The following is a 15214-nucleotide window of genomic DNA, read 5'->3' as shown; positions in this document are numbered from 1 at the left end:
TAAAAATGCATTTTTAAAAAACCGTCTTGTCATTGCTCTCGTATATAATTCCAAACAGTAAAAATCTAATTAAACTTTAAATTATGAAACGAGTAACAACCATTTTAGGAATCAGTATTGTATTGATTGGAAGTTTCTTTTTAATTGCCGCCGATCATATTGATGCGCCAGCAGTACAAGGAACAACTTCTGATATTACAGATTTCTATGCCTTTCAGGGTGCAAATACAAATGCTATTGCATTTGTAGTAAACACACAAGGGTTATTGAGTCCGACCGCTACTTCAGCAGCTTCATTCGATGAAAACACTTTAATCGAAATTAATATTGATACTACGGGAGACAATATTGAAGATTTAGTGATTCAAGCAATTCCTAGAGGAGATAAAATGTACTTTTTTGGCCCTGTAGCACCAAGTGCTACAGGTTTGAATAGTGTTATTGAAACTTCTGCCACTACTTCTTCAGTAGATATTACTCCGTATGGTAGCAATGCTATTGTAGAAACGAATAACGGAATGCAATTTTTTGCTGGCCCAAGAGACGATCCATTCTTTATGGATTTTGCTCAATATGGTGAAATCATTGCCGGAAACGCAACTTCCTTCAATGATCCTGGAACTGACACCTTCGCAGGTTCCAATGTGTTATCCATTGTTGTAGAAGTGCCAAAATCTCAAATTGGTGGTTCAGGAACAATCAATGTTTGGGTTGAAGCCAAAGGAAAACAATAATCATTAAAAATTTACACAAAAAAAGATATCACAATGAAAACTATACAATCAATTTTAGGAATCGTACTTATAAGCGCTTTTACACTTACAAGTTGTTCTTCAGACGATAATACAATTGTTATTGACAATACGCCAGATTTCTCAGGAACTTTTGCTCAGCAAGATCAAATGGGAAGACCCGCAGTGAATACTGTGTTTGTTTCTTCTACTAGTAAAGATCTATTTAATACCACAATACCATCGCAACAGAATGCAGCTTTTCAGAGCATGTTTCAAACCAATTTAACAGGTTTAAGTCCAGCGTTCGCAAATACTGGAGATCAAAATGCTTTAGGACAAGATGCAGCAGCTTTTACAGGATTATTAGCAACAGATGTATTGAATGTTTCTTTAGATGGCACAACTACTTTTTACGATGGAACAAATGTATTAACAGGTCGTGCGTTAGCAGATGATGTTATTACGGTAGAATTATTATTAATTTTTGGAGGCGAAGACTTCACAGAAAACCCAAATCTTTCTGATGATCATGTTGACGCTAACGACAAACCTTTTTTGTCCTCATTTCCATACTTAGCCACGCCGTGGTAATTTAACTTGCTGTTGAGAGCATTTAGCCTAACAATTTGTTGTCTTAATTAGTTTTTAGCGATCATGCTAAATGCTCTCTCATTTAATTATTAAACATCTAAAAATCAAACTAATGAATCCTAAAACTGCCTTTCAAATTCTTGGAATCTGTATGCTTGTTATGAGTTGTACATCTACTCCTTCACAAAAAATTACAACTGCTGAATCGTATAATAGCTATTTAGAAGTTGCTGAAAATAAAAACAGTATTAATGCGAAAGAGATTAAAGAATTTTGGTTAGAAAAGCTTGAAAAAGCACCAAATCAATTTCCTTATCATGCCAAAATAGCTAGTTCACATTCGCAGTTATTTGCCACAACTGGAAATATTTCAAGTTTGATTGCGGCTTCTAAACATTTAGAATTGCTGAATGAACGCACAAAGTATCAAAACGCAAATTATATAAGAAGTTTAGTTCGAAACTATATTTCGCAACATCGTTTTCAAGAAGGATTGACATTATTAAAAAAAGCTGAAATATTAGGCGAAAATTTACAAGCAACACAAAAGATGCTTTTTGATGTACATCTTGAACTTGGAAATATTGAGAAAGCCGAACAGTATTTAAATCATTTTAAAAACGAATACAGTTTTGATGCTTTGATTCGATTATCCAAATGGTACGATCATGAAGGAAAATTGATGGCAGCCATTAAAGTAATGGAGAAAGCAAAGTTGAAAGCTGAAGATGCTAATAATACTTATTTAAAACAATGGTCTTATACAAATTTGGGAGATTTTTACGGTCATGCGGGAAGAATTAAAGATGCGTACAATCATTATTTAAAAGCTTTGGAATTAGATTCAAATGATGCATATGCAAAAAAAGGAATTGCTTGGATTGTATTCTCTCATGAGAAAAACTCAGTAGAAGCATTACGAATTTTAAATACCATCATGTCACAACACATAGCACCTGATTATTACTTATTGAAAGCAGAAATTGCAGAATACATGGGGAATAATGCAGAAAAAGAAAAAAACATTCAAGCGTTTATGGATGCGATTCAAGATGAAAATTATGGTGTAATGTATACTTCGTACGCGATTACAGTTTTATCAGAAGAGTTAAATAATACGGAGAAAGCATTGGAAATTGCGCAACATGAAGTAAAACTGCGTCCAACTGCGCAATCTTATGATTTATTAGCTTGGACGTATCATTTACATGGTAATTCGGCTAAAGCCTTAGAAGTTATTCAAACTCATGTCATCGACAAAACGTTTGAACCTATTGCTATGTATCATGTTGCTGAAATTTTAAAAGCAAATGGACATACAGAAACAGTTTCGGAGATAAAAGCTGAATTACTAGAAAGTAGTTTTGAACTAGGTCCTATTATGACAGAAAAAATACAGCGATTATAATTCGTTAGTTATTAAAGAATTAACTTTCGTTAAGTGATTGGTTTTTATTGATTGGAAGGCACTTCACGATGAAGTGTCTTTTTAACTCACCTATATTTTACGGCCATCCCGTAACTCTAAACAATCCAATTTCAATACATTTAAACATAATTTAAAAAAATACCTACCATGAAAAAAAAGAGTCTTAAATCTTTGAAATTAAACAAAACAGAAATTTCTAATTTTGATCCAGCTTCGCCAAAAGGCGGTTCTGTTTTTACATCTTATCCACTTCCAAATGGACAAATTCTTTGTAAAAGAACATACCATCCAAATTGTGATCTTGCAAGCATTTTGGTTAGATGTGAAGATTAAAAACGAACTTTTTAGTAGACAAGATTAGTTCTATTAATTGAAAAGACACTTTACAACAAAGTGTCTTTTTATATTTATAAAGGTGGCAGCTAAAAAACTGTTAATTAAGGTAATCCCGTAAACTACTTTAGCTTCTTCTTTTTAACTTTTAGCTGTTTAACCAAACAATTATACCATGAAAAAAAGAAATTTTAAATCGTTAGCATTAAACAAAAAAGCGATTTCACATTTAGAAGTTACAGGTTCCAAAATTGGAGGTCGTGGCGCAAGTGACAGACTTACCGAATGTAGAAATGATTATTGTGTATCATTTTTTAATAGTTGCCCTTGGGTTTGTTAAAAAGATATATGAATTGAAACTTAAAGCGGACTGTAAAGTTCGCTTTTCTTTTTTCAAAAAAGTAAAATTTTCATCAAGTCGAACTTGATTCGATTCTTCATCATATTTGAATATGAGTTTTATGAGATTCTGAAAAGGAATTCAGAATGACGTTCTTTAATTTTTTTTAGATAGTTTTTGTATTGGAATATAATCAATTATGGATTTGAAGCCACAACTCCAAGTGTGTATAACTGTTCAAGTGTTGGCGATTCACTTCCACCTGCTGGTTCTAAGGTAATTCCGAAAGCTTCCGATTCGTTTGTATTTGTTACATCAAATACTTTGTCTTTGTCTGAAGAAAAACCTTCTATAACTCCCAAACTTGTTGGTGTTAACGGATTTAGTGTCAATGACCAAACTTGATATACTTTTCCTGCTGGCGGATCTGGTAATCCTTGTAAATCTAAGTATACTTGATTTGCCTTTTTATCCCAATATACTTTTGCATATGATGTTGGCGAAACCGCTTGTCCACCAAGTGGAACAGAAATAATATCTTTTGTACGCAACACAGATAACAATTTTGTAGCAGCTGTTAAATCGTTATTTGCTTTATAAATTTGCTCTTTAAGTGCTTCTTTTTCAGATTGTACAACTTCAAGTTCCGATTGTAAATCGCTCGTTTTCAATACAGAATAAATCAAACTAATTCCTAATATCACAGCAGCAGCCCAACCTGTATAACGGAATATAGAACGTGGTTTTTGTATTGGAACAATCGTTGTTTCTCTAGAGGTATCATCAGAAAGATTCAATTCTGTTTGAATAACATCAAATATGCCTGTAGTGTCTGTAGCACTTGTCGCAGCTGTTAACTGTACAATTGCCGCTTCAATAGAAAGTACTTCTTGCATTACTTCAGGATACTTTTGCATCATTGCATATACTTCTTCGTTTTCCTTTTCGGAAAGCGCTCCAGCTACATACAGTTCTAATATTCCTGATGCTATGTATTCTTTACTATTCATGCTATACTTCTAACATTTTTCGAAGTTCATTAATACAATTTCTATTTCGAGTTTTTATGGTTCCTAAAGGAATTTCAAGTGCTTCCGAAGTTTCTTTTTGTGTATATCCTTTAAAATAAATAAAATCTATAATTTTTTTACATTTCTCGGCAAGTTTACTCACATATTTTTTAAGACCAATTGCATTGGTTTTTTCATCCAAACTATCATTGGTTTCTATACTATGTACGAAAAAATCAACGTCAAGGTTTTGCTGTGCATTCTTAAACGATTTCGAACGTGTTTTATCTATCGCCGCGTTTCTTGCTATATTTAACAACCAAGTAAAAAAGCGACCTTTTCCAGCATTGTAACTATCTGCTTTATTCCATGCTTTTACAAATACATCTTGCAAAATTTCGGTAGCTATATCTTCATTCTTTACAATTGTATATATCACCCCAAAAATGCTATCATTATACATAGTGTATAACGATTCAAATGCCTTGACATCTTTTTGTTGAAATTTTTCTATGAGTTTCTCTAACTCCATAAATACAATTGATCAGCTATCATTTCTCTCCTAAAAAAGAGATTCATTTTAATGTTTCAATTTACAATTTTTCGTATGATTATTTCACTTTTGGACATAAAAAAAGCTTCAAAAACTGAAGCTTCTTTATTTTTAAAATCTTTCGTATTATACGCGACCTTTCAGAGCATTGAAAACCCATGCAATAGCAAAAAAGCCTATTCCTACTGCTGAAAATCCGATGGCTGCTACTTCTTCATATTTTACAATTCCTAAAACAATCAAGCCAATTCCAACAATGATCATAATCCATGTTGCCCATGCTAATACTGTATTTTTGTTCATTCCCATATATTGTTTGTTTGGGCGCATTTTTTGTAATACTTAGAGTTCCTCAGTATTTCAAAAGTTAGGTTTTCGGCAGTTGCTCTCTACGAGGAGCTTCAACAAATGTTTATGGTGAATTAACCAAAAAACCTCTATCCTTTGCGCTTTTATGAGTTACAAATATCTAATTTTTAATTTAAAAACTAAAAATTTAACAGACACAATTCAAAATGACTTCTTTTCTTGTTTCAAATTATTCACTATGATTTTTAGTATCTTTCAAAAAATTTATACAAAACACATATACATTTAAATTATCCCCATGCGTAAAAGTCTTTCATTATTAGTACTGTGTGTACTTGCACTATTTGTAAGTTGTAATTCAACAAAATCAGTCACAGATACATCAAAAACACCAAAACTCGAAAACTCATTACTTTGGAAAATCTCAGGGAATGGCATTGAAAAACCTTCGTATTTGTACGGAACAATTCATTTAACTTGTGACTATGTTTTTACAGATAAATTGAAAAAAGCTTTTGATGAAACAGATCAACTCGCTTTGGAGATCGATATATCCGATCCGAAATTGCAAATAAATATGATGAAATATATTTTTCTAGAAGATGGAAAAACCATTAAAAGCTTACTAAGTGATGAAGATTATACAACCTTAGCAACATTTTTTGAAGAACAAGTTAGCTTAGATTTGCAGATTTACAATACCATGAAACCATTGGCTATTTCTTCAGCACTGACTTCAAAAATAGCGGTTTGTGACAATCGAACTGCTTACGATATGGAGTTTATGAAAATTGCACAAGCGCAAGAAGAAGAAATCATCGGTTTGGAAACCATTGGTGATCAAATGAAAGTATTTGACAATATTCCATATGAAGATCAACTGAAAACCTTAGTAGAAATGGCAAAAGAAGGTATGGAAGAAAGTAAAAAGGGTTTTGACGAAATGACACGTTATTACAATGCAGAAGATTTAGAAGGTTTGTTAAAAGTAACCGCTGAACAAGGTTTGGAAGCTGATTTTCAAGAAAATTTAGTCGATCAACGAAATAGAAATTGGATTCCACTAATTATGAAAATGACAAAAGCATCGCCTACTTTTATTGGTGTTGGCGCATTGCATTTACCTGGTGAACAAGGTGTTATTAACTTATTACGAAATCAAGGATATACAGTTACACCAGTATATTAGATTACTAGACTGCTTCGCTTTTGTAACTGGTTCTCATTTTAGCGAGAAGTATCTTGCTTTAAACAAATTATATAAAAAAATCCGTAACATTCCTTATAGAATATTACGGATTTATTATGTTATCTTTTCTCAATATTACAACTTCGCTGCCAATCGACTCCCTTGATCAATAGCGCGTTTTGCGTCTAATTCGGCAGCAATATCTGCACCACCAATTACATGAACGGTCATTCCTTTTGCTTGTAGTGGATCTAAAAGTTCTTTTAATGGCGTTTGTCCTGCACAAATAACTATAGTATCAACTTCTAATATTTGAGTTTCTTCATTTTGCATGTAATGTAATCCTTGATCATCAATTTTTGTATACTGAACTTCATTGATAAAGTTTACTTTTTTCTTTTTCAAATTTGCTCTATGAATCCAACCTGTAGTTTTTCCTAAGTTTCCTCCAAATTTTCCCTTGCTGCGCTTAAACATGTAAATTTCTCTTGGCGAACCGTGAAAGTCTGGTTTCATATTTTCAATTCCACCACGAGCTTCTAAAGTTTTATCAATTCCCCATTCTGCCAACCAAGCGTCAATATTTTGCGAAGTAGATTCGCCTTCATGTGATAAGTATTCTGAAACATCAAAGCCAATTCCTCCTGCTCCAATTACAGCAACGCGTTTCCCTACTGGTTTTTTATGTTTTAAAACGTCTATATAGCTTAGTACTTTTTCATGTTCTATTCCGTCAATTCTTGGAACTCTTGGTTTTATTCCTGTTGCCAAAATGATTTCTTCAAAGTTTCCTTGTGAAAGTTCATCTGCATTTACACGTTTTCCTAGTTGTAATTCAACATTGTGCAATTCAATTTGTTTATTGAAGTAACGTATTGTTTCGTAAAATTCTTCTTTTCCAGGAATTTGTTTTGCAATATTAAATTGTCCACCAACTTCCTTATGATCGTCAAATAAAGTAACTTCATGACCACGCTGTGCAGCAATTGTAGCAGCTGCTAATCCTGCTGGACCAGCTCCAATAACGGCTACTTTCTTTTTTATACTTGCTGGTTTGTAATCAAATTCCGTTTCATGGCATGCTCTTGGATTTACTAAACAACTTGCCACTTTTTGCTTAAATATATGATCTAAACACGCTTGATTACAGGCAATACATGTATTAATTTCATCGTCTTTTTCTACTTCTGCTTTGTTTACCCAATCTGCATCTGCTAAAAATGGACGTGCCATTGAAATCATATCTGCTTGTCCGTCAGCCAGAATTTTTTCTGCTACACTTGGCATGTTTATTCTGTTAGACGTAATTAAAGGTAGGTTTACTTCTTTTTTCATACGTTCCGTAATCCACGTAAATGCAGCTCTAGGAACTGAAGTAGCAATTGTTGGAATTCTGGCTTCATGCCAACCAATTCCTGTATTTATGATAGTAGCGCCAGCTTTTTCAATTGCCTTCGCAAGTTGTACTACTTCTTCCCAACTACTTCCTTTTTCTACCAAGTCTAACATTGAAAGACGATAGATTATGATAAATTCTGCGCCAACAGCATCTCGAACGGCTTTTACTATTTGCACAGCGAATTTCATTCGATTTGCGTAATTCCCGCCCCATTCATCATTTCGTTGATTTGTATGTTCTACGATAAACTGATTAACTAAGTATCCTTCAGAACCCATAATTTCCACTCCATCATAACCTGCTGATTTTGCTAACGAAGCTGAATTGGCAAAGTTTTTGATCGTTTTTTGAACTCCTGAATTACTTAGTTTTTTTGGTTTAAATGGTGTTATTGGTGATTTTATTGCGGAAGGTGCTACGTTTAATGGATGATGTCCATAACGACCTGCATGTAATATTTGCATACATATTTTTCCGCCGTTTTTATGAACAGCTTCAGTAATAATCTTGTGTTTACGTGCATGTTTTTTTGTACTCATTCGAGATGAGAAAGGTGTTAACCAACCACGAATACTTGGCGCCATTCCTCCAGTAACAATTAATCCTACGCCACCTTTTGCACGTTCTGCATAAAACGCTGCCAATCGTTCAAATCCATTTTTCTCCTCTTCTAAACCTGTATGCATAGAACCCATTAACACTCTGTTTTTTAGCGTCGTAAACCCTAAATCTAATGGTTCAAATATGTGTTTATACTTCATATGTATCGATAGTTTTTCCTACTGAACTCATTTTCATGAGTTCTTCTATTAAATATAGTGCAATTCTTTCACAAAGAATAGTATATTTTTATTATGCACGCATAACATTATGCAATATAACTATTTTTTTATGAAGTCAAGAAGATTATTCGATGTTTGCCCTGTATTTGCAGTTGTTTAAAATCAACTACATTTGGAAAATGGAGTCTTAGCATTATCAGTTTTTATTTTGGGAGATACACCTGAGCCATAAATTCCCCAATGTGGTCCCCAAGCGCCTTCTGCAGTTTTCCATGGTTCATCAAACATTTCAAACCACATGGTAATAAAAGCTTTGTTGTAACTATTGGTTCCATTAATCCATTCGCATGTTGCGTTAAAGTTGGTTACTTCTGCTTTCCAATTTGTATCAGCATTTATATCTCCATCACTTGGCCAACCGATTTCTGCAATGACTACTTCCAATCCTATTGCTTCTACTTGTTTCATTCCATTTTCATAGGAATATTGCATGTTTCCTGTAATGTCGCCAGGAGTCATTGGATATTTTTTAGAATCCTTTTCATGATTTCCTTTTTGTCCATACCACGGATAAATGGTAAGAAACGCATAGTTTTCTATAATATTCAACAATGGTGACCAAGTAGCACTCATTGGTCCAGCTCCTGTCATACAAATCGTTAAAGGAACATGATTGATTTTTGGATACTTAACTAGTTGTGCTTTTGCATACTCAAAGGCTGCTTTTACTTCACTAAATGTATATCCATTTGCACCAAGATCTACTTCATTTCCTATCACTATAACTTTTACCATTTCTGGATATGCGTTTGCCTGTGTAAGTGCTGTATCTATTTCTGTATGTGTTTTGGTACTATCGCCTGGAAAAATCCATGTACCTAAAGCAATACCCATACTGTGTTTTTTACATAATTCTGGCAGGTATTGTTGACATCCTTGTACTGTGTAGGTACGAATGAATTTCATTTTGAAGTCACTAATGATTTTTAAATCTGCATCTACATTTGCTTTAGTGTAAGCTGTCTTTTTTACAGAAGCGGCTTGATGATATGGTGCATAACATACGCCCATCATATCGCTTCCACCGAATAATGAATTTCTGTTATTCATGGTTGGTTTTATTTTTTTATAAGATACGTATAAAAGAAATAATCTTTAGGAGTCGCGATGTTTTAATATTTCAGAAAAAGAAAAAGACTATCTGTAATTTTTTTCAGATAGTCTTTTTACTATAATTGAATTTTTTTATTAATTCATCGGAACTTCCACCACTAAGATTTTTGAATCTTTATGAGTCTTGATTTGAACGTTTTCTGCATCCCAAATTCCGATAGCGTCTTTTGTATCAAGTATTTCGTCTTCAATAGTAATTTCACCTTCTAATAGAAATATATAGATTCCGTGAGCAGCATTGTTGAGTTTGAAATTGATCGTTTTTTCCGCATTAAAGTTTCCGATAGAAATGTATGCATCTTGGTGTATCCAAAGTGCATCGTCAATGACGTTATTTTTTGGAGCTACAACCGTTTGAAATTGATTTTCTCGCTTGGATATATCAAACTCTTTTTGCTCGTAACGTGGCGTTACTCCAAGTTCTTGTGGTTGAATCCATAATTGTAAAAAGTTCACCTCATCTGTTTTACTATCATTAAATTCAGAATGTTGTAAACCAGTTCCGGCAGACATTACCTGTACTTCTCCAACCGTGATGGCGCGTTTGTTGTCCATACTGTCTTTGTGTGATAATGCGCCACTTAATGGAATGGAAATGATTTCCATATTTTGATGTGGATGTTTTCCGAATCCCATTTTTGGTTTTACAATGTCGTCGTTTAATACTCTTAATTGTCCAAATCCCATTCGTTCAGGGTTGTGATAACTGGCAAAACTGAAACTGTGATGACTTTTTAGCCAACCGTGATCTGCTTTTCCTCTTGTATTTGCTTTATGAATTATTGTGTTCATTTTAAGTTTGGTGTTTGTTGATTTGATCTTCAAAAGTCTCAAAGTTTATTTTAGAAGCTCTCAATATTCACTACCAAAATCTCAATTCTAAGTTCGCGTAAGCGATTGAGAGATTTGTTGAAGCTCCTCGCAGAGAGCGACTCTCGAAAGCGCGACTCCCATTTTTCTTGGGAGATACGCCCTATCATTTATAATAATTAATATTATTAATTGTCTTCGAGAACCTCAGACTACACGAGAACCTCAGACCATTTTTGTTTATTGAAAAATTTTCAACTTCTCAATAATGAGCTGTCAATCCTTTTTGGATTAGTAGAGATACCCCATTTTTCCTTGTTGGAAATCGCGCATAGCTTCCATGATTTCAGTTTGCGTATTCATGACATATGGTCCCCAAGAAGTGACTTTTTCTTCTATTGGCTCACCTGAAAGAATCAAAAGTGTACTGTTTTGATTTGCTTCTAACGAAATTGCTTCACCATCTTTGGCAAAAGTGAGTATTTGTAACTTATCTTCTTTTAAGGTATCTACATCGTTTACACGTGTTTCGCCTTCTAATAGGTATACTAATAGTTCATGATTTGCCGGAATTGGGATCGTGATGTTATCTCCTGCTTCCAAATTAGCTATATACGCATTGATATCTGTAAAAGTGCTTGTTGGTCCTTTTTGCCCATTGAGTTCACCTGCAACCACTTTTATAATTCCTTTACCGTTTTTCACCGCTACTAAAGGCATTTTTTCTGCTTTTACATCTTGGTATTTTGGTGTTGTCATTTTGTGTTTTTTGGGAAGATTTACCCATAATTGAATTCCTTCCATAGTACCTACAAAGTCTTTGCTTGGACCTTCATCATGCACTACTCCACTTCCTGCTGTCATCCATTGTACATCGCCTGCATGTAGTATACCTTCGTTTCCAAGTGAATCGCGATGTAATTGTTCTCCTTTAAATATAAATGTCACAGGCTCGAATCCTCTATGTGGATGTGGAGATAATGATAATCCTGGACTGTAGGGTCCTACATCATATTTGTAATGGTGTAGTAATAAGAATGGATCTACTTGATCTACTTCTTGTGTTGGCAAAGGTTGACGAATTAAGTTTCCGCCCATATTTACATAGTCACTTTTTCCTTTGTATACTATGCTTCGTAGTGTTTTCATAATTTCTACTCTTTCTTTTTTGTTGTGTTTAAAATATTTTCCATGGAAAATAAATATTTTTAAAAATAGACTATATAATAATAGCCTATTCGTAATACTGCTTTTTTATCTGACTTTATCTAACAGATCGCTTAATTGTTTTGCTTCTTCTTCTGTTAATTTATCTAGAATATTTCTTTTTTCTCCTATGGTATCAATCTCTTTTAATAATTTTAATCCATTGTCTATGATTGCAATGTGTACAACTCTTCTATCTTCTGGGCATCGGATACGCTCTATCATATTTTTAGCACATAGTTTGTCCATTAAACGAGTGGCATTTGGTGCTCTTTCGATCATTCTATCTTTGATTTCTTGCACTTTTATTGCTTTTCCTGCTCCTCTCAATATTCGTAATATATTGAATTGTTGTGGAGAGATTCCAAATGTTTTGAAAAACTCATTTTCCTGACTACTTAGCCAATTAGCAGTATATTTTATGTTGATATAAGCTTTCACTCTTTCTGATGGAAATGTTGATTGTATGTCTTTAGAGATATCTCCCATGCGTAAATTTATTATTTTATTATCCTTTGAAACCAGCTACTATATGCGTTCCATCGCAATAAGATTTGTTTTAAATGTTTCTTAAAGATACTAAAGATGTATGTTATTCAAAAACTGCTTTTGATAATTGAAATACAGCTTCTTCTAGTTTTTGAGCTAATGCTTCATCTTTAATTCCATTCTCTGAAAAATTGTCTCCATATGATGGTAATGAAAAATCTGCTACAATATTACCTCCCATGTATGGAAATCTTCCTTTTGCAATATCTAATACAGTTTGTCCACCTCTACCTCCAGGTGACGTAGCCATTAATAGCATTGGTTTGTTTGACCATAATTTTCCATCAATACGAGACATCCAATCAAATATGTTTTTGAATACAGTTGCATATGCTCCATTGTGTTCTGCAAGTGATAATACAATCCCATCTGCTTCTTGAATTTCTTTTAAGAATATATGTGCATTATCTGGAATTCCGTTTGCTACTTCTCTGTCCATTCCGTATAACGGTAATTCGTAATCATTTAAATCTAATACTTTTACGGTTGCACCTTCCACTAAATTCGCTGCGTAAGCTGCTAATTTTTTGTTGATTGAATTTTTACTGTCACTTCCTGCAAAGGCTATAATTGTTTTCATTTTATATTTTTTATGTTGTTTTATTATTTGTTTAATTTTTTACTAAAATAATATGATACTATTAAAAGGATAATTCCTATAATTGATGCTCCTTGTTCTCCATCGCTAATCATGTAATGTGCAAAAAATGCTAAAATAAGATCGAAAAAGAATCCTGCATACGCCCATTCTCTTAATGCAGGCAATTTATTTTGCCAAATTGCAATGACTCCTAAAATTTTAGCAAATGCTAATGGATATATAATATATGTTGGATATCCGAAACTTGTAAAAGCTTCTGTGATAGCTGCATTATTAAAAATATACATTCCTGCAGAAAAAAACATTAATAAGGATAATAATCCTGTTGCGATGTAATAAATTATTTTTTGAGTTTTCATGCTTGTTAGTTTTTAAATTCAATACAAAGCTACAAATAATATTTTTATTTTCCAAGGAAACTATTTCCGTGTAAATTAAATGACATGCTTTTTAAGAAAACTTTCAAACTTGTGCCTTTCAATAGCCGTATTTGTTTCGTATTTTAGCGCTGGAAAATTATACAACCATGGACATTAACTTCAATAAGAACGAAGATCACAACAAACTTTTAGTATCAGAATTACGTCATCGCTTAGCTAAAGTGAGTTTAGGAGGCGGACAAAAACGAATTGATAAACTTCATAGCAAAGGGAAAATGACTGCGCGTGAACGTATTGATTTCCTGTTAGATGACAAGAAACCTGCTATTGAAATTGGTGCTTTTGTTGGTGATGAAATGTATGAAGAACATGGAGGTTGTCCTTCTGGAGGTGTTGTTGTAAAGATTGGATATGTACAAGGAAAACAATGTATTGTTGTTGCCAATGATGCTACTGTAAAAGCAGGTGCTTGGTTTCCAATTACTGCTAAAAAGAATTTACGCGCACAAGAAATTTCTATTGAAAACAGATTGCCTATCATCTATTTGGTAGATAGTGCTGGTGTGTACTTACCTATGCAGGATGAAATTTTCCCAGATAAAGAACACTTTGGACGTATTTTTAGAAATAATGCTGTTATGAGTAGTATGGGAATTACCCAAATTGCTGCCGTGATGGGAAGTTGTGTTGCAGGTGGTGCGTATTTACCTATTATGAGTGATGAAGCGTTGATTGTAGACAAAACTGGAAGTATTTTCCTTGCGGGAAGTTACTTGGTAAAAGCTGCTATTGGAGAAAGTATTGATAATGAAACGTTAGGTGGTGCAACTACACACTGTGAAATTTCTGGTGTTACAGATTATAAATCGAAAGATGATAAAGATGCATTAACTACTATTAAAAATATTGTTGGAAAAATTGGTGATTATACACCAACTGGATATAATCGTGTGAAAGCTGCTAAACCAACAGAGAATCCTGAAGATATTTTTGGAATTTTGCCAAAAGCACGTCATGAACAATATGATATGAAAGAAATCATCAAACGTATTGTAGATAATTCTGAGTTTGATGAATATAAAGCTGGCTATGGACAAAGTATTATTACTGCGTATGCCAGAATTGATGGTTGGGCAGTTGGAATTGTTGCCAATCAGCGTAAGTTAGTAAAAACGAAGAAAGGTGAAATGCAGTTTGGTGGTGTAATTTATTCAGATTCTGCTGATAAAGCTACTCGATTTATCGCTAATTGTAATCAAAAGAAAATTCCATTAGTCTTTTTACAAGATGTAACTGGATTTATGGTTGGAAGTAAATCTGAGCATGGAGGAATTATAAAAGATGGAGCCAAAATGGTAAATGCTGTAAGTAATAGTGTTGTTCCTAAATTCACAATTGTGATTGGAAATTCATACGGAGCAGGAAATTATGCCATGTGTGGAAAAGCATACGATCCTAGATTGATTGCAGCTTGGCCAAGTGCCGAATTAGCCGTAATGAGTGGAAATTCTGCAGCAAAGGTATTATTACAAATAGAAACGGCTTCATTGAAGAAAAAAGGAGAAGAAATCACGAAAGAGAAAGAAGAAGAATTATTCAATAAAATCAAGTCACGTTACGATAAGCAGATTTCTCCATATTATGCAGCTGCACGTTTATGGACAGATGCAATTATTAATCCGTTAGATACACGAACTTGGATTTCTATGGGAATTGAAGCTGCAAATCAAGCTCCAATTGAAAAACCATTTAATTTAGGCGTGATTCAAGTATAAGTAACACAAAAAAATATGTAATAAAACCGCTTTGCAGTATTGTAAAGCGGT

At 33.5% G+C, this 15214-nt stretch carries 15 protein-coding genes and 2 pseudogenes; 7 read left to right on the top strand and 10 right to left on the bottom strand.

Going from position 1 to position 15214, the window contains the following annotated elements; genetic code table 11:
* Positions 1–83 precede the first annotated feature (83 nt).
* The 5 genes and pseudogenes from Q0828_RS24540 to Q0828_RS09685 form a co-directional block, all read left to right on the top strand.
* Positions 84–356, top strand: a pseudogene (locus Q0828_RS24540) (DUF4331 family protein); the annotation flags it as partial.
* 33 nt (positions 357–389) lie between these two features.
* A pseudogene (locus tag Q0828_RS24535) lies at positions 390–1325 on the top strand (DUF4331 family protein).
* Positions 1326–1437: 112 nt separating this feature from the next.
* Entirely contained in the window at positions 1438–2733 is a 1296-nt protein-coding gene (locus Q0828_RS09695) for a cell surface protein (RefSeq protein ID WP_298420031.1), read from the top strand.
* Positions 2734–2901: 168 nt separating this feature from the next.
* Positions 2902–3087 (top strand): hypothetical protein, encoded by a 186-nt coding sequence (locus Q0828_RS09690; RefSeq protein WP_298420029.1) that lies wholly within the window; start codon positions 2902–2904, stop codon positions 3085–3087.
* A 175-nt stretch (positions 3088–3262) separates the two neighbouring features.
* Positions 3263–3427 carry a hypothetical protein gene (locus Q0828_RS09685; protein ID WP_298420026.1) on the top strand — a complete coding sequence of 55 codons (165 nt, stop codon included), beginning with the start codon at positions 3263–3265 and terminating at the stop codon, positions 3425–3427.
* 197 nt (positions 3428–3624) lie between these two features.
* On the opposite strand, the gene Q0828_RS09680 is transcribed toward Q0828_RS09685, so the two are convergent.
* The 3 genes from Q0828_RS09680 to Q0828_RS09670 all read right to left on the bottom strand — a co-directional run bounded on the left by Q0828_RS09680 (position 3625) and on the right by Q0828_RS09670 (position 5299).
* Positions 3625–4437 carry an anti-sigma factor gene (locus tag Q0828_RS09680; RefSeq protein ID WP_298420024.1) on the bottom strand — a complete coding sequence of 271 codons (813 nt, stop codon included), beginning with the start codon at positions 4435–4437 and terminating at the stop codon, positions 3625–3627.
* Between the two features lies 1 nt (position 4438).
* Positions 4439–4969 carry a sigma-70 family RNA polymerase sigma factor gene (locus Q0828_RS09675; protein WP_298420023.1) on the bottom strand — a complete coding sequence of 177 codons (531 nt, stop codon included), beginning with the start codon at positions 4967–4969 and terminating at the stop codon, positions 4439–4441.
* Between the two features lie 147 nt (positions 4970–5116).
* A complete protein-coding gene (locus Q0828_RS09670) occupies positions 5117–5299 on the bottom strand; it encodes a CAL67264 family membrane protein (protein ID WP_298420593.1) in 183 nt (60 codons plus the stop codon).
* Between the two features lie 298 nt (positions 5300–5597).
* Here Q0828_RS09670 and Q0828_RS09665 point away from each other — a divergent pair, with 298 nt between their 5' ends.
* Positions 5598–6488 carry a TraB/GumN family protein gene (locus tag Q0828_RS09665; RefSeq protein WP_298420020.1) on the top strand — a complete coding sequence of 297 codons (891 nt, stop codon included), beginning with the start codon at positions 5598–5600 and terminating at the stop codon, positions 6486–6488.
* 135 nt (positions 6489–6623) lie between these two features.
* Here the strand turns inward: Q0828_RS09665 and Q0828_RS09660 are convergent, their stop codons facing one another.
* The 7 genes from Q0828_RS09660 to Q0828_RS09630 all read right to left on the bottom strand — a co-directional run bounded on the left by Q0828_RS09660 (position 6624) and on the right by Q0828_RS09630 (position 13367).
* Entirely contained in the window at positions 6624–8648 is a 2025-nt protein-coding gene (locus Q0828_RS09660; RefSeq protein ID WP_298420018.1) for an NADPH-dependent 2,4-dienoyl-CoA reductase, read from the bottom strand.
* A 183-nt stretch (positions 8649–8831) separates the two neighbouring features.
* Positions 8832–9779: a glycosyl hydrolase family 17 protein gene (locus Q0828_RS09655; protein WP_298420017.1), complete on the bottom strand. Its 948-nt coding sequence runs from the start codon at positions 9777–9779 to the stop codon at positions 8832–8834.
* Between the two features lie 138 nt (positions 9780–9917).
* On the bottom strand, positions 9918–10634 hold the full coding sequence (locus Q0828_RS09650; protein WP_298420015.1) for a pirin family protein: 717 nt from the start codon (positions 10632–10634) through the stop codon (positions 9918–9920).
* A 309-nt stretch (positions 10635–10943) separates the two neighbouring features.
* Complete coding sequence (locus Q0828_RS09645; protein WP_298420013.1) at positions 10944–11801, bottom strand: pirin family protein; 858 nt, start codon at positions 11799–11801, stop codon at positions 10944–10946.
* Between the two features lie 105 nt (positions 11802–11906).
* Positions 11907–12347 carry a MarR family transcriptional regulator gene (locus tag Q0828_RS09640; protein WP_298420011.1) on the bottom strand — a complete coding sequence of 147 codons (441 nt, stop codon included), beginning with the start codon at positions 12345–12347 and terminating at the stop codon, positions 11907–11909.
* Between the two features lie 103 nt (positions 12348–12450).
* Positions 12451–12987 (bottom strand): NAD(P)H-dependent oxidoreductase, encoded by a 537-nt coding sequence (locus Q0828_RS09635; RefSeq protein ID WP_298420010.1) that lies wholly within the window; start codon positions 12985–12987, stop codon positions 12451–12453.
* 23 nt (positions 12988–13010) lie between these two features.
* Positions 13011–13367 carry a DoxX family protein gene (locus Q0828_RS09630; protein ID WP_298420008.1) on the bottom strand — a complete coding sequence of 119 codons (357 nt, stop codon included), beginning with the start codon at positions 13365–13367 and terminating at the stop codon, positions 13011–13013.
* Between the two features lie 167 nt (positions 13368–13534).
* Between Q0828_RS09630 and Q0828_RS09625 the strand changes: the two genes are divergently transcribed.
* Complete coding sequence (locus Q0828_RS09625) at positions 13535–15163, top strand: carboxyl transferase domain-containing protein (protein ID WP_298420006.1); 1629 nt, start codon at positions 13535–13537, stop codon at positions 15161–15163.
* Positions 15164–15214: the final 51 nt, after the last annotated feature.

The sequence above is a fragment of the uncultured Kordia sp. genome, from assembly GCF_947496985.1.
GTDB lineage: Bacteria > Bacteroidota > Bacteroidia > Flavobacteriales > Flavobacteriaceae > Kordia.
This window is presented reverse-complemented; position numbering and strand designations above follow the sequence as displayed.